This is a genomic window from Pseudomonas sp. H1_F01 (assembly GCF_054681425.1).
This window is the reverse complement of record NZ_CP162823.1, coordinates 2,857,021-2,875,697: the sequence shown is the minus strand read 5'-3', so window position 1 is coordinate 2,875,697 and position 18,677 is coordinate 2,857,021. Positions and strand designations below refer to the sequence as shown.

The window sequence follows — 18,677 nt, the reverse complement described above, 5'->3', positions numbered from 1 at the left end:
ACACAGGGATTCGAACAGGGGGAGAACTGCGGACAGGCGCAGCAGATGTGGCAGGTGAAACGCAGAGCGGCTGAAGGTTTTCATCGACGGTACCTAGCTGTGTTTCTTGTTTTTGTTTCGTCTGGCATCCGTTCAAGGCTGGCTTGGCGGGAGACAGACAGGATTGTCGGTAACCTGGAATTGACTTTATTGGAAAATATTTTCCATATCAACTCATTTTAGAATTTTATTCGTTTTTTATTCCATGGCGACAGGCGTCGATAAACGCACCATTTCGCCCTGCTCGGCACTCTGCCTGGCGGCATCAAGAATGCGCGTGGTCGCCAATGCATCACGGGCCTCCACCGGCAGCGGGCCAGCGCCCTGCAACGCGGTTTGCAGGTGTTGGTAGAACGCCAGCCAGCAGCCACGCTCCGAGGTCACCCGCTCGCGCTCGGTGCCGTGTTCGAACCAGCCCCAGCGCCGATGCTCTTCAGCGCCCCAGCGTTCACCCTCGGTCGCCGGGCTCAGGCCCGCCAGCGCCTGGGCTTCCTGGCCGTCCAGGCCTTCAACGGTATAGCAGCCCTGGGTGCCGTTGACCCGAAAGCGCGGGCGCGCTGCGTTTTGCACGCAATTGCCGCTCAAGTGGGAAATCACGCCGCTGGCATGGGTCAAGGACATGAAGAAGCCGTTGTCGAACACCTGGCCGGGCTGGCGGTAGTCCAGCTCGGCGTAGACCCGCTCCACCGGCCCGAACAGTTGCAGCGCCTGGTCCACCAGGTGGCTGCCCAAATCGCGCAGGAACCCGCCTCCGCTGCCTTTGCCGACCGAGGCCGGCGAATAGCGCTCGACGCTGGATTCAAAACGAATGACCTGCCCCAGGGCGCCTGACGCCAGCAGTTTGCGCAAGGTCAGGAAATCCGAATCCCAACGGCGGTTCTGGTACACGCTCAACGGCACGTTGTGTTGTTCGGCGGCCATCACCATCGCCTCGGCCTGTGCTGCATCCCAGGCAAAAGGCTTGTCGCTGACCACCGCCACGCCGAGGTCGATGGCTTGCATCACCACCTCCGGGCGACCGTCCAGCGGCGTGGACACCACCACCGCATCAACGCCCGCTGCGACCAATTCTTCGAGGGAGTCAAAGGCTTGGACGTGCGGATAATCACTCGCCAGCTGCTGGCGCCGCTCGGCAGACCGGGTCACCACGCCGACGAACGTAGCCCCGGGCAGACTGCTGATCAGCGGCGCATGAAAAAACCGCCCGCCCTTGCCGTAGCCCACTAGTCCGATTCGCATGAAAACTCCTTAGATCACGGTTTGAATGCAGTCCCTGTGGGAGCTGAGCCTGCTCGCGAAGACGGCGGCACATTCAGCATCAATGCAAGCTGATCCACCGCCATCGCGAGCAAGCTCGGCTCCCACAATTTGACCGAGTACCTTCAGGGGAAACGCGGTCGACTGTGGGAGCGGGCTTGCTCGCGAAGGCGGCGGATCCAGCAGTAATGTCGACTGACCCACCGCTATCGCGAGCAAGCTCGCTCCCACATTTTTGGACGGTGTTAGCCGTAGAAACGCGGGCGCTCGGGCAGTTCGACCTTGACGATCTGCCCACTCTGCTGCGCTTGGACACAGGCATCCGCCGCCACCGCTGCGGCAAAACCATCCCAGGCCGACGGCCCGCCCACCTGCCCGGCGCGCACGCCGTCGATGAAGGCCTGCAATTCGACGTCGTAGGCCGCGATGAAACGGTCCTTCCAGTCCATCAGGATCGCATTCGACAGTTTCGCGCCACTGCGCAATTGCACCTGGGACGGTTCAGGGAGCTTGGCGATGCCGGTCTCCCCCACCACTTCGCACTGGATGTCGTAGCCGTACTGGCAGTTGACGAACACTTCGACGTCGATGCGCGTGCCCCGGGCGGTTTCCAGCAGGACGATCTGCGGGTCGCGCAAATGGGCCAGGGCCTTGCTGGTCTTGCGCGGAAACACCACCTGCACCGACACGTAGTCATCGGCCAGCAGCCAGCGCAACACATCCAGCTCATGGATCAAGGTGTCGGTGATCGCCATGTCGGTCTTGTAGTTTTCGCCCACGCTCGGGTTGCGGTGGGCGCAATGCAGCATCAGCGGCTCGCCGATCTGGCCGCTATCGATCACCGCCTTCAGCGCGCGATAACCTTCATCGTAAGGGCGCATGAAACCGACCTGCACCAGGCGCTTGCCGTGGGCGATTTCAGCCTCGACGATCTTGCGGCAGCCTTCGGCCGTGACGGCCAGGGGCTTTTCACAGAACACCGGTTTGCCCGCCGCAATCGCCGCCAGCACGAACTCTTCGTGGCTGGGGCCCCAGGAGGTGACGAGGATCGCCTCCACGTCCGGCGCCTTGATCAATGCATGACCGTCGGGGTAGACCTCGGCGGTCAGCTTGAGATCGGCAACGATCTTGGCCGCTTGTTGCAGGTTGATGTCGGTCACCGCCACCACCTGGCTGTTGAGCAAGGTCTGGCTGCAACGACGGATATGGTCCTGGCCGATGGCCCCGGTGCCGATGACGCCCAGCTTCAAAGACATGAAAAACTCCTTTCGTAGTGTTGGGGCAATCAGTATTGACGGGCCTTGGCCAGTCGTTCGTTGAGGGTCTTGGCGACCGCATCGGTGCGGGCGCTGGTGGACACCTGCGCCACGCCGACCCGCCACCACGACAGGTATTTGTGGATCATGGTCTTGGGCAAAACCTTGATATCGATCAGCGTCGAGACGCTCTGGCGCCGCGCATCGGCCAGGGCCGTGTGCAGCTCATCGAGGGTCTTGACCTTGTAGGTCTTGCAGCCATAGGCCGCGGCACTCATGGCGAAGTCCACCGGCACAAAACCGCCGTCGAGCTTGCCCGTCTCGGGGTTGCGAAAGCGGAACTCGGTGCCGAAGCTGTCCATGCCGTGTTCCATTTGCAGGTTGTTGATGCAACCGAAGGTCATGTTGTCCAGCAGCACCACATTGACCTTGCGGCGCTCCTGGATCGAGGTCGCCAGCTCCGAGTGCAGCATCATGTAAGAGCCGTCGCCCACCAGGGCGTAGACCTCTTTGTCGGGCTCGGCGAGCTTCACCCCCAGCGCCGCATTCACCTCGTAGCCCATGCACGAATAACCGTACTCGACGTGATAGGTGTTCACGCCCTTGCTGCGCCAGCTGCGCTGCAAGTCGCCGGGCAGGCTGCCAGCGGCGGCGACAATGATCGCGTCATCCGCCAGGGTCTGGTTGAGGGTGCCGAGCACGCGGCTCTGGGTCAGGCAGGAACCGGTGAGTTCGATGAATTCGCGAAACACCGCCGGGTCCATGTGATCGTTGATTTCCGGGACAAAATCCTCGGCCTGGAAATCCGCCTGATAGATCCGGTCCACTTCCGCGTCCAGCTGGACCTTGGCATCGGCGATCTGCCCGCCCCATTCGGCGCGATAGTCGCCCATCGCAGCGGACAATGCCTCCAGTCCCGAACGGGCGTCCGCCAGCAATTGCACGCCGTCGAGCTTCAACGCATCGCACGGGCTGATGTTGAGGTTGAGGAACTGCACATCCGGGTGCTGGAACAGCCATTTCGATGCCGTGGTGAAATCGCTGTAGCGGGTGCCGATACCGATGATCAGGTCGGCTTTCTTGGCCAGCAGGTTTGCCGCCAGGCAACCGGTTTCGCCGACACCGCCGACGTTCAGTGGGTGACTGGACACCACCGCGCTCTTGCCGGCCTGAGTCTCGGCGAACGGAATGTCGAAGCGTTCGGCAAAGGCCTGCAACGCGGCGTTGGCACCGGCGTAGCGCACGCCGCCGCCACAGATGATCAACGGCTGGCGCTTGCCCTTGAGCAGCGCCAGGGCATCGCCGAGCATCGCTTCAGTGGCCGGGCGACGGTCAATGCGATGGACACGTTTTTGCAGGAAGTAATCCGGGTAATCGTAGGCTTCGGCCTGTACGTCCTGGGGCAAGGCCAAGGTCACCGCGCCGGTTTCGGCCGGGTCGGTCAGCACGCGCATCGCATGGATCGCAGCAGTCATCAGTTGCTCGGGGCGGTTGATGCGATCCCAGTATTTGCTCACGGCCTTGAAGGCATCGTTGGTGCTGATGCTCAGGTCATGGAACTGCTCGATCTGCTGCAGCACCGGGTCTGGCTGGCGACTGGCGTAGACGTCGCCGGGCAATAGCAGCAATGGGATACGGTTGGCCGTCGCGGTGGCCGCGGCGGTCAGCATGTTCGCCGCACCGGGGCCCACCGACGAGCTGCAGGCGTAGATCTTGCGCCGCAGATGCTGCTTGGCAAAACCGATGGCGGCATGGGCCATGCCTTGCTCGTTACGGCCCTGATGGACTACCAGGTCGCCGCTGTCCTGCTCCAGCGCCTGGCCCAGGCCCAGCACGTTGCCGTGGCCAAAAATGGTAAAGATCCCGGCGACAAACTTGCTCTGAACGCCATCGACCTCGATGTACTGGTTATCGAGGAATTTCACCAGGGCCTGGGCCATGGTCAGTCGTGTTGTGGTCATGCTTGCACCTTTTCAAACGCAACTCGGTCAAGTGTGGGAGCGAGCTTGCTCGCGATAGCGGTGTGTCAGGCAGCTCAGATGTTGAGTGTGCCGCCGTCATCGCGAGCAAGCTCGCTCCCACAGGGGGTTCTCCAGCGTTCAGGGAATCGGGTCAGGCCTGGGAGCTCTGCAGGTGGTTCATGCTCGCCCCCAACGCCTGGCGGATGTCGGCCAGGTCATGGACGCTCTCGGCGAACGGCTCGAAGGACAGGTAGCCCTCGTAGCCACCGGCCCGCAGCGCCTCGATCTGCACGGCATTGCCAAGGATGTCGGCCGCGCCCACCAGCACTCGGTGGCCGTCACGGATCGTCGCCAGCGGCGCCTGGGCATCCTCGACGCCGGAGATGTGCACCAGCCCGGTCAGCTCGGGGAAGAACTCCTGTTCACCGGCCAAATGATGGTGAAAGGTGTCATGCACCAGGCGGAACACATCCAGCCCGCCAATGCTCTTGATCGCTTCCACCGCCGTGCGTTTGCGGCGCAGCGAGCACTCTTCGAAACCCAGGGGCTCGATGAAACCGTAGATGCCAAAGGCGCGCAGGATCGGCGCCAGTTCACTGAGGGCCGTACGCAGCCCCGCCGCACGCTCGGCCTCGCTGCGCGGGTCGGCGCGGTCGTTGAGCGGGCACATCACCAGCCCCTCGGCGCCGCATTCGCGGGCGTAGTCGGCCAGCCGCACGGCCTGGGCGCGGCGTTCTTCGTTCCACACGTCAAAGGGGTAAAGGGCGTTGATCGACAGCACCTTGATGCCACGCTCCTCGCACAACTCGCGCACCCGGGCCGGCGGCATGCCGTCTTCGATCTCGACGCCCTTCAGATCGTTGCGGATCTCGATGGCATCGGTTTTCAATGCCAGTGCCAAGTCGATGAAAGCGGGCAGTGACAGGCGTGGCGCAACCATTCGGTTCAAGGCAAAACGCAGGGGCTTGTTCATTGTTGTTCTCCCTCCGGCAGTCATTCAAAAAAGCGTTATTGAGCAGTCGGCATGCTGAACTCAGGACCCTTGGCAATGCTGTCGGGCCAGCGTTGCATCACGCTTTTGTAGCGGCTGTAGAAACGCAGGCCTTCTTCACCGTAGGCATGGTGATCGCCGAACAGCGAACGCTTCCAACCACCAAAGGAGTGCCAGGCCATGGGCACCGGAATCGGCACATTGATGCCGACCATGCCGACCTTGATACTGCGGGCGAACGCCCGGGCAATGCCGCCGTCACGGGTGAAGCACGACACGCCGTTGCCGAATTCATGGGCATTGATCAGCGCCACCGCCGTGGCGAAGTCCGGTACACGGACGATCCCCAGCACCGGGCCGAAGATTTCCTGCTGGTAGATGCTCATCTCGGCGGTGACCTGGTCGAACAGCGTCGCCCCGACAAAGAAGCCCTGCTCGGCGCCAGGCACCTTGAAACCACGCCCATCGACGATCAAGCGAGCGCCCTCGGCCACCCCAGCGTCGATGAAACCTTCCACTTTTGCCTTGTGCTCGGCGGTGACCAGCGGCCCCATGTCGGTGCCGGGTTGCTGGCCGTTGCCGATCTTCAGCTGGTCTATGCGCGGCAACAGCTTGGCAATCAATTCATCGCCCACATCACCCACCGCCACGGCGATGGAAATCGCCATGCAGCGCTCACCCGCCGAGCCGTAGGCGGCGCCGATCAAGGCATCAGCCGCCTGGTCGAGGTCGGCGTCAGGCATGACGATCATATGGTTCTTGGCCCCGCCCAGGGCCTGCACACGTTTGCCGTGCGCCGTGCCCTGCTGGTGGATGTACTCGGCAATCGGCGTGGAGCCGACAAAGGAAATCGCTTCGATGTCCGGGTGCTGCAACAGCGCATCCACCGCCACCTTGTCGCCCTGGACCACGTTGAACACACCGTCCGGCAGGCCGGCTTCGGTCAGTAGACGGGCCATCAGCAAACTGGCGGACGGGTCGCGCTCCGAAGGCTTGAGGATGAAGCAGTTGCCGGCGACCAGCGCCAGGGGAATCATCCACAACGGCACCATCACCGGGAAGTTGAACGGCGTGACCCCGGCGCAAACGCCCAGGGGTTGGCGCAGGTTCCAATTGTCGATGCCGCCGCCGATGTTGTCGCTGAAATCGGTCTTGAGCAGGTTCGGCGCACCGCAGGCGTACTCGACGATCTCGATGCCGCGGGTGACTTCGCCGTGGGCGTCGGACAGCACCTTGCCGTGTTCACGACTGATGATCTGCGCCAGCTCGTCGTGGTGCCGGTCCAGCAGCTCCTTGAACTTGAACATCACCCGCGAACGACGCAATGACGACTGCTCGGACCAGGCCGGGAACGCCGCCAGCGCCGAGGCCACTGCCGCGTCGACAGTGCCCGGCTCGGCCAGGGCCACCCGGGCCTGCACCGCACCGGTGGCCGGGTTGAAGACATTGCTGAACCGCGTGCTGTCGTGGTCCTGCACGTGGCCGTTGAGGTAATGGCCTACTACCGGGGCGTCACTCATTGTTCTTGTTCTCCGTGCGAATGTTGGAAATCAGAGGTCCAGCAGCCAGCTGTGCTGCGGATCGTTATGGAACTGCCAGACCCGCTTCGGGCCGGCCATGACGTTCAGGTAATACGACTCGTACCCGTAGGGCACGCTGACCGGGTGGTACCCCTTGGGCACCACCACCAGGTCGCTGTTCTCCACGGCCATGGCCTGGTCGATGCTGCGGTCGTCGGTGTAGACCCGCTGGAACACGAAGCCTTGGGACGGGTTGACCTGGTGGTAATAGGTTTCTTCCAGGAAGCTCTGGTGCGGCAGGTCGTCGGTGTCGTGCTTGTGCGGCGGGTAGCTCGAGGAGTGCCCCGACGGAGTACGCACTTCCACCACCAACAGCGAATGGGCCGGCTCGCTGTCGGGCAGGATGTCGCAGACATAACGGGTGTTGGCGCCCTTGCCGCGCACACTGCGCTTCATGCTGTCCGGACGGATCAACCGTGGGCCATGACTGTTCTGCGCAGCCCCCGGCGCGGCGCACACGGCAATCTGTACATCGCTCAACGCGGTGACCTGGGCCTGGCTGCCAGGCGGCAGGTAAGCGGCATAGGGTGACTTGTCCTCGAATACCGACTGGCGATCACCGAGGTTGTCCCAATCGAAGGCCCCCTGCCCCGGCGCTTCGCCCTTGAGGCTGATGCGCCCGCTGAGCAGCACCAGGCACAATTCCTTGTCGCCGGCGGCCACCGGCAGGGTTTCGCCCAGGCTCAGGCGGTAGGCGGCGAACCCGACGTATTCCAGCTCACCTGCCGGCAACTGGACCATGGTTCGACCGCTGGAATGGCTCTTGATCAACAGGCTCATGACGGACTCCTTTCTTGCAGCAAGGCACGCAGCGTGTCGTAGCCCTTCTTGGCGTAGGCATAACTCGGTGCTACGGCAGGGTCCTGCTCGGCTTCCACCACCAGCCAGCCTTGGTAATCGGCGGCCAGCAACACGTCGAGCAACGCGGCGAAGTCGATGTCACCGTCCCCCGGCACGGTGAAGGTGCCGTTGATGATGCAATCGGGGAAGCTCCAGAGGTTATTGCGCGCCAGTTGCACCACCGGTTTGCGCACGTCCTTGAAGTGCACATGGCAGACCCGCTCGATGTGTTTGCGCAGCACCTGCAACGGTTCGCCACCGCCCATGTAGCAGTGGCCCGAGTCGAACAGCAGGCCCACTTCGTTACCGGTCAGGGCCATCAACTTGTCGATGTCCGAGGGCGACTCGACATAGGCGCCCATGTGGTGGTGATAGGCCAGGCGCACGCCTCGGGACAAGGTGAAGCGCGCCAGTTCGGTGAGTTTGTCGGCGTAGGCTTGCCAGGCTTCATCCGTATGGAAACGCGGCCGCTCGATCAGCGCAATCCGCTGGCCCTGGATGGAGTCGGCGACTTCCCCGTACACCAGCACTGTCGCGCCGTTCTGTGCCAGCAGTTCGACGTGGCTGGCAATGGCGTCGATTTCCTCGGCCGCCGAACGCCGGGCCAGGCGACTGGAATACCAGCCGGAGACCAACGCCAGGTCATAAGGGCGCAGCACATCGCCGACACCCTTGGCGTCCTTGGGGAACTTGCCGTTGAGTTCAAAACCTTCGTAGCCGATTTCCTTGCCTTCACTCAGCGCCGTGCTCAACGGCGTCTCGCCGCCCAACGATGGCAAGTCGTCGTTGCTCCAGGAAATCGGGTTGATGCCAATTCGAATAGCGGGCATGGCTGCACCTTTTATTGTTTTTCACAAATCAGTAAGAACGACGCTGAACACTTGTGGGAGCGAGCTTGCTCGCGATAACGGTGTACCAGTCAATATTGATGCTGGCTGACCGGACGCCATCGCGAGCAAGCTCGCTCCCACATTAACCCCCCCATCAAGCACGGGCACTGCGCCACGCCTCGATCAATTCCACAAACCTGCCCTGCACCTGCCGGATCAGCGTTTCATCATCGATTTCCCCGGCCAGCCAGGCCCGGCTCGGTTCCTGGAAGATCGTGCGGCCCACGGCGAACCCACGGCAGGTGGTGCTCTGGCTGGCTTGTCGGAAGCCTTCGGCCAGGGCGGCGGCCGGGGCGTTGAGGCCCAGCAGGACCACGCCGCGGCAATACGGGTCGCGTTGCTGGATCAGCTCATCGAGCTGTTTCCATTCCTCCGCGCTCTGGGTCTCGATCTTCCACCACGCCGGGAAAATACCCAGGTTGTAGAGGCGCTTGAGGGCACGATAGAGCACGTCCGGGTGCGGCGATGGATGATCCTTGGGCGGAATGACTTCCAGCAGCAATTCATGGCCGCTGACCTGGGAAGCCTTGTACAGCCCCATCAGTTGCGCTTCCTGCTCCAGGCGCAACAGTGGCTCGTCATCAGGGTGAAATTGCACCAGGCACTTGATGATCTGTTCCTGCGGCCAGGCGATCAGGTTGCTGCCAATGGAGCGCCCGTGTTCGAACGCCAGCGGTCGCGAATTCTGTACCTCCACCGGTCGCGCCACCCACCAGCCACGTCCGGTGGCAGCGTTCAGCGAGTCCTGGCCGAAACGTTGGTCGGCCAGCAGACCGACGTCGGCCTCGACGCCTTGGCGTTGCAGGTCGGCTTCGACCCGCTCCACCGCCTGGATGAACAGTTGCTTGAGGTCACCAATGCAGCTCAGGTCGCGGCCGCCCTTCTGGGCCAGCTCCACCAGTTGCCAGCGATGGTCGAACGCAAAGATGAACAGTTGTCTCCAGGTCTTGCGGGGCACGCTGACCTGATGCAGTCGTTGCAGCACGGCATCCTGGTCCGGGCGGGTAATCGGCACCGGGCTCTTGAATAAATAGTCGAGCTCGGCCCGGGTCGGCATCGCCGGGGCACAGGCATGGCGCGACACCACCAGGCCACCGCAGGCATTGGCCAACTGACAGCAGCGCTCATCGCTGGCGTCCTCCAGCCAACCGGCGAGGAACCCCGACATGAATGCATCACCGGCGCCCAGTACATTCAAGACCTCGACCCGGACACCAGGGTAAAGGGCGCCGTCTTCAAGGTGGGCCGGAATGGCGCCATGAATCACCGTGCAACCTTGTGGGCCAAGCTTGACCACCAGGGTCGCCGCCGTCAGCGAGCGCACGGTGCGCAGTGCGGTCAGCAGGTCTTCGCTGCCGCCGGCGATCAGGAATTCTTCTTCAGTGCCAACGATGAGGTCGAAACGCGGCAGGATGCCTTGCACATGCTGGCTGACCTTCTGGTCGGCCACAAAACGGGTTTCCCCATCGGCCTTGCCCGCCAGGCCCCAGAGCACCGGCCGATAATCGATGTCCAACACGCATTTGACATTGTGCTTCTCAGCGTAATCCAGCGCCTGGGTACTGGCCTTGTAGACGCCATCGGTAGAGAAATGCGTGCCGGTGATCAGCAGCGCCTTGCTGGAGGCAATGAAGGCTTCGTCGATGTCTTCGGCGCGCAACGCCATGTCGGCACAATTTTCCCGGTAGAACACCAGGGGAAAGGTCTCCCGGTCCTTGATACCCAGCAGGACCATGGCCGTCAGGCGTTCGGGATCGACCTTGATGCCACTGACATCGCAGCCTTCACGTGCCAGGGACTCCACCAGGAAGCGGCCCATGTGGTCGTCCCCTACCCGGCTCAGCATCGCCGACCGGAGCCCCAGGCGTGCCGTGCCGAAAGCGATGTTGGCCGACGAACCGCCCAGGTACTTGGCGAAGCTTGCGACATCTTCCAGGCGCGCGCCGACTTGCTGCGCGTAAAGGTCGACGCCCAGGCGTCCCAGGCAGATCACATCCAATTGACGCCCACTGGCAAAACGAGTCTGGCCCATGCTGGCTCCTGTTATTTTTATCAGCCTGCGCTTGACGCCAAAACCGACGCCAGCGCTGTTGGTGAATGCAGACTAAAACGAGCGGCGCGCAATAATCAATAATTATTCTATAAATTTTTTACGTGGAATATTTTTTCCAATACGCTATGACCAAAGCGAACCAGGCGCAGTGCATCGTTTCAGCAGATGCTGCAACATTTGTCAGCCCATGATTTTCCCTGCGCCTACGCTGTAGACTGCGACCAGCCAACCTATTGTCGAGGGCCGGCCTTTTTTTCGGGCCGCCCTATAAGAACAAGCCAGAAGGATTTTCTATGACCCGCCCCGATGATCTGCCGGCGCCGTCCGAGAGCGCGTCCGAACCCGCCCTCTCGAGCCCACCGATCAATGCCGAGCGCCTGCTGCAACTGATCACCGATGAATACGAAAGCCTGCCGCGCCAGCTCAAACGCATCGCCAGCTACATGAGCCAGCAGAGCGACCGGATCATGGTCGACCGCATCAGCGACATCGCCCGGGAATGCGAAGTGCACCCCTCGGCCATCGTCAGGTTTTCCCAGCGTTTCGGCTTCAGCGGGTTCAGCGAAATGCAGGCGTTGTTCCGCGAGGCCTACACCCACAAGACCACCCCGGTGCAGAATTACCAGCAGCGCATCCGCAGCATGATCGCCAACAAGTCGCAGAAGGCCAGCGGCGGCGACCTGGCCCGCGAATGCGTCAACGCGACCCTCTCGGGCATCGAGCGCCTGGGGTTGGAGCTGGACGACCAGGCGTTCGAAAAGGCCGTGGACCTGGTGGTCAACGCCGACAACATCTATGTGGTGGGCGTGCGCCGTTCGTTCGCGGTGGCCGATTATCTGGTCTACAACCTGCAACACACCAATAAGCGCATTCACCTGGTGTCCGGCCTGGGCGGCAGTTACCGTGAGCAGATGCGCAGCGTGCGCGCCAACGACCTGGTCATCGCCATCAGCTTCACGCCCTATGGCAAGGAAACCCAGCACTGCCTGCGCATTGCCCAGCATCACCAGGCCAAGACCCTGATCATCACCGACAGCAACCTGTCGCCCCTGGCCAAACGGGCCAACGCGGTGTTGCTGGTCAACGAAGGCAGTTCGTTCGCCTTCCGTTCGTTGAGTGCCACGTTGTGCCTGTGCCAGGCGTTGTTCATCGCCGTGGCTTACCGACTGGAACTCAAGGTCGATGAAATCCATGAACAGGTCGGGTTCGAGGATTAACGCCGCGCCCACCGATAAAACGCTGAAGGAGAAGCCATGAGATTGATCGGCATGCTGGACTCGCCCTACGTGCGACGCGTCGCCATTTCCGCCAAATGCCTGGGGGTTCCCCTGGAGCACGAGTCCGTTTCGGTGTTCAGGCATTTCGAACAGTTCCAGCACATCAACCCGGTGGTCAAGGCCCCGACCCTGGTGCTGGACGATGGCAACGTACTGATGGACTCCACATTGATCATCGATTACCTGGAGGCCTTGGCCGCGCCGGGGAAAAGCTTGATGCCGGCCGACCTTGGACAACGGGTGCGCTCACTGCGCCTGATTGGATTGGCCTTGGCGGCCTGTGAGAAGTCGGTGCAGATCTACTACGAACGCAACCTGCGGCCAACGGAGATCCAGCACGCGCCTTGGGTTGAACGCGTGGAAGGCCAACTGGCGGCGGCTTATGGAATGCTGGAGCAGGAACTGGAGAAACAGCCGCTGGGCACTGATGGCAACCTCGATCAGGCCGGCATCACCGTGGCAGTGGCCTGGAGCTTCACCAACCTGGTGGTGCCGGACCAGGTGCAAGGCAAGGCTTTCCCGTTGATCAGCGCGTTTACCGCCTATGCCGAAGGGTTGGAGGCGTTTGTCAGTACGCCGATGGAATAACCGGCTGTGAACAAAAAACCCTGGGGGTAACCAGAGTACCTGTGGGAGCAAAGCTTGCTCGCGATAGCGCTGGATCATCCGGCAACAATGTTGACTGGCATACCGCTATCGCGAGCAAGCTTTGCTCCCACAGGCTCGCACACAGTTTGTTTTCGGGTGACTGTGGGATATGTGTTCCCCACTGAATTTCTTCAGGCCAGTTCCATTTCCTGGGGCTTTACTGTCGGCGCCACCTCGAAGCGATCTTCCAGGAACGGCGTGATATCCAGCGGCAACGGTTCGTTGTTCACCAGTTTATCCAGCAGTACCCCGGTGATGGCCGAGGTCAGGATGCCGGTGCGGAAATGCCCGCAGGCATTGAGATAACCCTCCACTCCGCGCATCGGCCCCAGGATCGGCAACTCATCAGGAGACCCCGGGCGCAGGCCGGCCCAGGTTCGCTTCAGGTTGATGTCGACCAACTGCGGGATACAGCGCACCGCGCCTTGCACCAACCCTTCGATCTCCGGATAGGTCGTGGTCACGTCGAAGCCTTTGTCTTCAGTGGTGCTGCCAATAAGGATTTCACCGTTGTCTTTCTGCGCCACATAGCAGTCGCTGGTGGTCAGGCAGCCATTGAGGATCTTCGGCATGCGCTCGGTCAACAGGATCTGCCCCTTGACCGGCTTGACCGGAATCCGCACGCCAGTGGCCTGCTCACTCAGGTCCGCCGCCCAGGCACCGGCCGCGTTGATCAGGGTCCGGCAGTTGAACGTCCCCGCCTCGGCGGTTTTCACGCCTGTCACCCGCGTGCCGCTGCGCAGTACCTCGGTCACGCTGGTGTTGAAGAACAGGTCGACACCGTTCTGCCGGGCGCCTTCGGTGTAGGCGTCGGCCAGACGGAACGGACTGACCTGATGATCGCAGAGAAACTCCAGCGCCCCCAGGGCTTCATGGCTGACATTCGGTTCCGCCTCACGCAGGGCAGCCTGGTCCAGCCAGCGCACCTGGTCTGCCAGGTGGGGAATGCAGGCGACGATGTGCTCGGCGTACAAACGGTCTTCATCGTCGTAGATCACGAACTTTAGCCCGGTCTCCTCGAACTTGAAATCCATGCCGTGGTTGTCGATCAGCTCGCGGTGCAACTGCGGATACATTGCGTTGGACTGCAAGGCGAAATCAAAGAACGACTGGGGCAGGATGTGCGGCGTGCTGGCGTCCACCGCCACTGCGGCGCCCTGGGTCTGGCGCTTGCGGTTGGCCGACATCATGCGAAAGAAGATCACCCCGCAACCCAGGCCCACCGACTCGCCAATGGCCCACAGGCCACCGGCCGACGCACGGGTCGCGTTACCGGGGCGCTTGGCGTCGATCAGGGCGACTTTCAGGTGCTTGCGCTTGGACAGTTGATAGGCACAGGAGGCCCCGATCACACCGCCACCGGCGATGACCACGTCATAATTCTTAATCATGGGAAACGGCCTCCATGCCGACGTTCTGGAACGCTGAAAAGGGAATCGGATCGATGGGGAAACGCGGCCGCAGCCAGCCCACGTCGGCACGCCCGGTGGCCTCGCGCAAGCGGTCGCTGCAGTAGCCGACGCACATCCGCCCCTGGCAATCGCCCATGCTCACGCGGGTGCGCATCTTCAGGCTGGCCATGTCCTGCACGCCTTGCTCCAGCGCCCGGTCGATGTCGGCGCGGGTGGTGTGCTCGCAGCGGCAGATCACCGTATCGGCGGCCGGCAATGCGGTTTGCCCGGCGCCACGCTGGGTGTAGCGATCCACGGCGGCGCGAAAGCGAATGATCCGCTCCAGTTGCGCCTGGTAGCGTTCGCGGTGCGCCAGGGCCGTGGACGGATCCAGCACGTTGCGTTGCATCAGGATCGACAGCGCCGCGATGCGTCCACTCAGCATGGCCGCTTCACCGCCGCGAATCCCGCCCATGTCGCCGGCCAGGTGAATGTGCGCTTCGCTGCTTTGTTGCCAGGCATCGGACACGGCCCGCAAATAGCCGTCGTCGCTGAAACCGTGCTCCAGGCCCATTTGCTGGCTCAATTGAGTCCGCGGGATAAACCCGTAGCCGACCGCCAGCGTCTGCGCCGGTACCTGTTCCGCGCGCTTGAGGTCGGGGTCCCAGGTCGTGGAATAAGGCGCGACGGTAACGACGCTCAACTCACCCTCGCCGTCAGCCTGCACCACGCCCCAGCCATAGCGCACGGGAATGCGATTGAGCTTGAGGTAGGCCAGCATGCTCAGGCCGTCGAGGAACAGTTGCGGCTTGTTCAGCAACGCCAGGCTTTCCTTGGCGATCCGGCCGAACGCACAGGCCTCATACACACCCGCCACCGCCACGCCCGATGCGTGCAACTGGCAAGCCACCAGCGGCAACAACGGACCGGTGCCAGCGATCACCACCGGGCTCGGCGGCTTGACCACACCGCTCTTGATCTGCAATTGCAGGCCGCCAAGCATCATCACGCCTGGCAGGGTCCAGCCAGGAAACGGCACGCTGCGCTCGTGACAACCGGCCGCCAGGACCAGATGGGAATAGGCGACCTCGCCCAGGCGCTCGTCGGCGTCCAGCAGCATCAGCGCCCGGAAGCCTTCGGCACCGATGACCCGGCTGCTCAATCGCACGTCGATCAGGCCGGCGTGTTGCTGGAATTCACCGTGGAGTTTCTCCAGGGCTTCGCTGTAGCGCGGGCCCAGGTAATCCAGGCGCACGCCATCGCGCAACGGTCCGCGATACACCACGCCACCCAGTCGCGGTGCTTCTTCGAGCAAGGTGCAGCGCACGCCGTGGGAGGCCAGTTCAATGGCCGCGGCCATGCCCGCCGGCCCACCGCCGACAATCACCGGATCGAGGCTCATGGCGCCTCCGTTTCGGGGATGCGGTTGACCCGGGTTTCGATCTGCATGCCAGGGCGTACCAGGGTCTGGCAGGCGCGGCGCTTGTGGCGACCGTCGATCCTGACCAGGCAGCATTGGCACACGCCCATGCCGCAGTATGCGCCGCTGATCTGGTCGTGATCGTTGCGGGCCACCTGGCGCTGACCCAGGGCCTGGATGACGGTGAGGACTGTTTCACCGTGGGCAGCGCTGACAGCCTGCCCGTCCAGGCGCACCGTCATGTCGGCCTGTGCCAGCGGCTGGATATCGAATTTTCGGCGTAGAAGGTCTGAAGGTTGCATCATACGGCTCTTCCTTGAAGATTCTGTGGGGGCTCGGCTCCTTGCGGCGCACCATCACCGGTTCGCATCAGTACCCCGCAGCGGCAGCGCGCCAAAACAGGGCAACGGACGCCACATGATAGTGCGCACGAAATTTATGTTAGGGATTATTTGTGACCAAGTGTTGATCCAGGCCAGCGAAACCGCTCGCCGGCTCATGAACTTTTTTTCAGAAAGCCGACAGGTATTTTTTGGCAGAATGCTGCGCAATAGCACCAACTTCCCCACACGGTACCGCCCATGAACCGCATCCTGACCATCGAAGACGACGCCGTGACCGCCCGTGAAATCGTCGCCGAGCTGACCCGCAACGGCCTGGACGTCGATTGGGTCGACAACGGCCGCGAAGGCCTGGAACGGGCGGTGAGCGGCGACTACGACCTGATAACCCTCGACCGCATGCTGCCCGAGCTCGACGGCCTGGTGATCGTCACCACGCTGCGCACCATGGGCGTGGCCACGCCGATCCTGATGATCAGCGCCCTCTCCGACGTGGACGAGCGGGTCCGTGGCCTGCGGGCCGGCGGCGATGATTACCTGACCAAGCCGTTCGCCACCGACGAAATGGCCGCCCGGGTCGAAGTGCTGCTGCGGCGCAACAATGGCGCCCGCGAGCCGGAAACCGTGCTGCGGGTAGCCGATCTGGAGCTGAACCTGATCAGCCGCGAAGCCAGCCGCAACGGGCAACTGCTCAGCCTGCTGCCCACCGAATACAAGCTGCTCGAATTCCTGATGCGCAACAGTGGGCAGATCCTCTCGCGCATGATGATTTTCGAGGAAGTCTGGGGCTATCACTTCGACCCCGGCACCAACCTGATCGATGTCCACATCGGCCGCCTGCGCAAGAAAATCGACCCGCCGGGCCTGGAACCGCTGATTCGCACGGTACGGGGTTCCGGCTATGTCATTGCTGAACCCTGCTAAAGGCTGGCGCTCCTCCAGCAGCCGCCTGCTGGCGCTGTACAGTTCGCTGTTCGTGATCTGGAGCGCGATCCTGATGGGGGTGATGTATTACGAAGTGTTTGGCTACCTCGATAGCCTGGCCAAGCACTCCCTGATGCAGCGCCAGCACCTGTTTGCCCGGATCCATGGCGATCAACTGGAAGATGCGCTCATGGCCAGCCTGACGCTGGACGAGCGCGGCGTCGACGCCTACGGGCTGTTCGATCCGCAACTTCGCCACTTGAGCGGACCGATCATGCGGATCCCGTCGGACCTGCCGTTGGACGGCAAGATCCACATGCTCGGCGGTTGCGTCGATTCCGACGACCCGAGCGTGCCCTCCGACAGTTGTGACGCGGTGGCGACCCGGACCCAGGACGGCCGCTGGCTGGTGCTGGCGCGGGACAATGGCTCGCTGTTCGCCGTGACCCGCATCATCTTGCACGCGCTATTCTGGGGTGTATCGCTGACGGTCCTGCCGGGTATCGCCGGCTGGCATCTGCTGCGTCGGCGCCCGTTGCAGCGGATTCGCAAACTGCAGGCCAGTGCCGAAGCCATCGTTGCCGGCGACCTGACCCATCGCCTGCCGCTGTCGAGCCGGCGCGACGAACTGGACATGCTGGCGGCGATCGTCAATGCCATGCTCGACCGCATCGAACGCTTGATGAATGAGGTCAAGGGCGTGTGCGATAACATCGCCCATGACCTGCGCACCCCATTGACGCGTCTGCGTGCCCAACTTTATCGCATTCAGCAGCAAGCGCCGGACGGCTCGCCCGAGGCCTTGCAAATGGACCAGGTGATCGCCGAGACCGACACCCTGATGGCACGGTTTCGGGGGTTATTGCGGATTTCCGAGCTGGAAGATCAGCAGCGGCGCTCGGGCTTCGTGCGCCTCGACCCGTTGCAGTTATTGCAGGAGCTGCATGACTTTTACCTGCCGCTGGCCGAGGAAGGCGAACTGTCCTTCATCCTCGAGGTGCCTGATGCGCTGCCCCTGCTCAACGGCGACCGGGCATTGTTGTTCGAGGCCGTGTCGAACCTGCTGAGCAACTCCATCAAGTTCACCCCGCCGGGAGGCACGGTGATCCTGCGTGGGGTCGATCAGGGCGACAGCACCCGCATCGAAGTGCTCGATTCGGGCCCGGGCATCCCCGAGGCGGAGCGCAAGGCCGTGTTTCGCCGCTTCTACCGTGCCGAGGGCAGCAGCCAGCACGGCGGATTCGGCCTGGGCCTGTCGATCGTCGCGGCGATCGTCAATCTGCATGGGTTCACGCTGGAGGTGGGCAGCTGCGAACACGGCGGCGCGCGCTTGGTGCTCGATTGCCGGGCGACGTTGTTGTAGCAAGGCCTCTTGTCCCGATCGGCCGTGTAGGAGCTGTCGAGTGCAACGAGGCTGCGATCTTTCCCCAGACAATTGAGTCAAGAGCGAAAGACCAAGATCAAAAGATCGCAGGCTTCGCCAGCTCCTACAGAGGTTGAGGTGCCTGGTCTTTATTTATGCCGGGTCACCGCGATGCAACGGGATGTTCTCAAGCTCATAGCGCAGCTCGTCGATCAGCTTTGCGATGCTCTCTTCCGACCGGACGCTGTCGACACTCATGCCACTCACCACCAGGTCTACCTCCCCGCTTTCACGGTGATACAAACGCACGGTGAGAGTGCCGTCGCCATTGAGGCTGCATTCGCAAGCCAGCGGCGTAAAGCTTTCTTCGAGGCGGGCACGCAAAGGGGCCAGATGGGTCATGCGATGCACCTCAGCCCCGGGGGCGCAAATGAACGGTGGACAGC

15 protein-coding genes and 1 pseudogene are annotated in these 18,677 nt (G+C 62.5%); 4 read left to right on the top strand and 12 right to left on the bottom strand.

All coding sequences use genetic code 11. The features are described from left to right. Window positions 1-226: 226 nt before the first annotated feature. The 8 genes and pseudogenes from AB4O09_RS13355 to AB4O09_RS13320 form a co-directional block, all read right to left on the bottom strand. Window positions 227-1,278, bottom strand: a pseudogene (locus tag AB4O09_RS13355) (Gfo/Idh/MocA family protein). A gap of 263 nt (window positions 1,279-1,541) precedes the next feature. Continuing rightward, entirely contained in the window at window positions 1,542-2,552 is a 1,011-nt protein-coding gene (locus tag AB4O09_RS13350) for a bifunctional inositol 2-dehydrogenase/D-chiro-inositol 1-dehydrogenase (protein ID WP_003202870.1), read from the bottom strand. Window positions 2,553-2,581: 29 nt separating this feature from the next. Next, a complete protein-coding gene (gene iolD, locus AB4O09_RS13345) occupies window positions 2,582-4,513 on the bottom strand; it encodes a 3D-(3,5/4)-trihydroxycyclohexane-1,2-dione acylhydrolase (decyclizing) (RefSeq protein WP_460108321.1) in 1,932 nt (643 codons plus the stop codon). Between the two features lie 151 nt (window positions 4,514-4,664). Continuing rightward, window positions 4,665-5,486: a TIM barrel protein gene (locus AB4O09_RS13340; protein WP_003202873.1), complete on the bottom strand. Its 822-nt coding sequence runs from the start codon at window positions 5,484-5,486 to the stop codon at window positions 4,665-4,667. Window positions 5,487-5,521: 35 nt separating this feature from the next. Then, window positions 5,522-7,024 (bottom strand): CoA-acylating methylmalonate-semialdehyde dehydrogenase, encoded by a 1,503-nt coding sequence (locus AB4O09_RS13335; protein WP_003202875.1) that lies wholly within the window; start codon window positions 7,022-7,024, stop codon window positions 5,522-5,524. A 30-nt stretch (window positions 7,025-7,054) separates the two neighbouring features. After that, entirely contained in the window at window positions 7,055-7,864 is an 810-nt protein-coding gene (gene iolB / locus AB4O09_RS13330; RefSeq protein WP_013693594.1) for a 5-deoxy-glucuronate isomerase, read from the bottom strand. Then, window positions 7,861-8,754 (bottom strand): myo-inosose-2 dehydratase, encoded by an 894-nt coding sequence (gene iolE, locus AB4O09_RS13325; RefSeq protein WP_003202881.1) that lies wholly within the window; start codon window positions 8,752-8,754, stop codon window positions 7,861-7,863. The genes iolB and iolE overlap by 4 nt, the downstream gene beginning before the upstream one ends. Window positions 8,755-8,908: 154 nt before the next feature. After that, window positions 8,909-10,846: a bifunctional 5-dehydro-2-deoxygluconokinase/5-dehydro-2-deoxyphosphogluconate aldolase gene (locus AB4O09_RS13320; RefSeq protein WP_003202883.1), complete on the bottom strand. Its 1,938-nt coding sequence runs from the start codon at window positions 10,844-10,846 to the stop codon at window positions 8,909-8,911. A 314-nt stretch (window positions 10,847-11,160) separates the two neighbouring features. On the opposite strand from AB4O09_RS13320, the gene AB4O09_RS13315 reads away from it, so the two are divergent. Both AB4O09_RS13315 and AB4O09_RS13310 read left to right on the top strand, forming a co-directional pair. Next, window positions 11,161-12,084, top strand: a complete 924-nt coding sequence (locus AB4O09_RS13315; RefSeq protein ID WP_014337867.1) for a MurR/RpiR family transcriptional regulator — start codon at window positions 11,161-11,163, stop codon at window positions 12,082-12,084. A gap of 36 nt (window positions 12,085-12,120) precedes the next feature. After that, a complete protein-coding gene (locus AB4O09_RS13310; protein WP_003202887.1) occupies window positions 12,121-12,732 on the top strand; it encodes a glutathione S-transferase in 612 nt (203 codons plus the stop codon). A gap of 191 nt (window positions 12,733-12,923) precedes the next feature. On the opposite strand, the gene hcnC is transcribed toward AB4O09_RS13310, so the two are convergent. The 3 genes from hcnC to hcnA are packed head-to-tail and all read right to left on the bottom strand — an operon-like array spanning window position 12,924 to window position 15,908. Continuing rightward, window positions 12,924-14,183, bottom strand: coding sequence for a cyanide-forming glycine dehydrogenase subunit HcnC (gene hcnC, locus AB4O09_RS13305; RefSeq protein WP_003202889.1), 1,260 nt, complete (start codon window positions 14,181-14,183; stop codon window positions 12,924-12,926). Continuing rightward, the gene (hcnB, locus tag AB4O09_RS13300) at window positions 14,176-15,585 is read right to left on the bottom strand and encodes a cyanide-forming glycine dehydrogenase subunit HcnB (RefSeq protein WP_028237593.1); all 1,410 of its coding nucleotides are present in this window, start codon (window positions 15,583-15,585) and stop codon (window positions 14,176-14,178) included. The genes hcnC and hcnB overlap by 8 nt, the downstream gene beginning before the upstream one ends. Beyond that, window positions 15,582-15,908, bottom strand: coding sequence for a cyanide-forming glycine dehydrogenase subunit HcnA (gene hcnA / locus AB4O09_RS13295; protein WP_003202893.1), 327 nt, complete (start codon window positions 15,906-15,908; stop codon window positions 15,582-15,584). Before hcnA ends, hcnB begins: the two co-directional genes overlap by 4 nt. A gap of 276 nt (window positions 15,909-16,184) precedes the next feature. On the opposite strand from hcnA, the gene AB4O09_RS13290 reads away from it, so the two are divergent. Further along, window positions 16,185-16,868 carry a response regulator transcription factor gene (locus AB4O09_RS13290; RefSeq protein WP_003202897.1) on the top strand — a complete coding sequence of 228 codons (684 nt, stop codon included), beginning with the start codon at window positions 16,185-16,187 and terminating at the stop codon, window positions 16,866-16,868. Then, complete coding sequence (locus AB4O09_RS13285) at window positions 16,846-18,231, top strand: sensor histidine kinase (protein ID WP_053162882.1); 1,386 nt, start codon at window positions 16,846-16,848, stop codon at window positions 18,229-18,231. Before AB4O09_RS13290 ends, AB4O09_RS13285 begins: the two co-directional genes overlap by 23 nt. Window positions 18,232-18,384: 153 nt before the next feature. Here AB4O09_RS13285 and AB4O09_RS13280 read toward each other — a convergent pair whose 3' ends face one another. Then, on the bottom strand, window positions 18,385-18,633 hold the full coding sequence (locus AB4O09_RS13280; RefSeq protein ID WP_003202901.1) for a DUF1652 domain-containing protein: 249 nt from the start codon (window positions 18,631-18,633) through the stop codon (window positions 18,385-18,387). Window positions 18,634-18,677 lie beyond the last annotated feature (44 nt).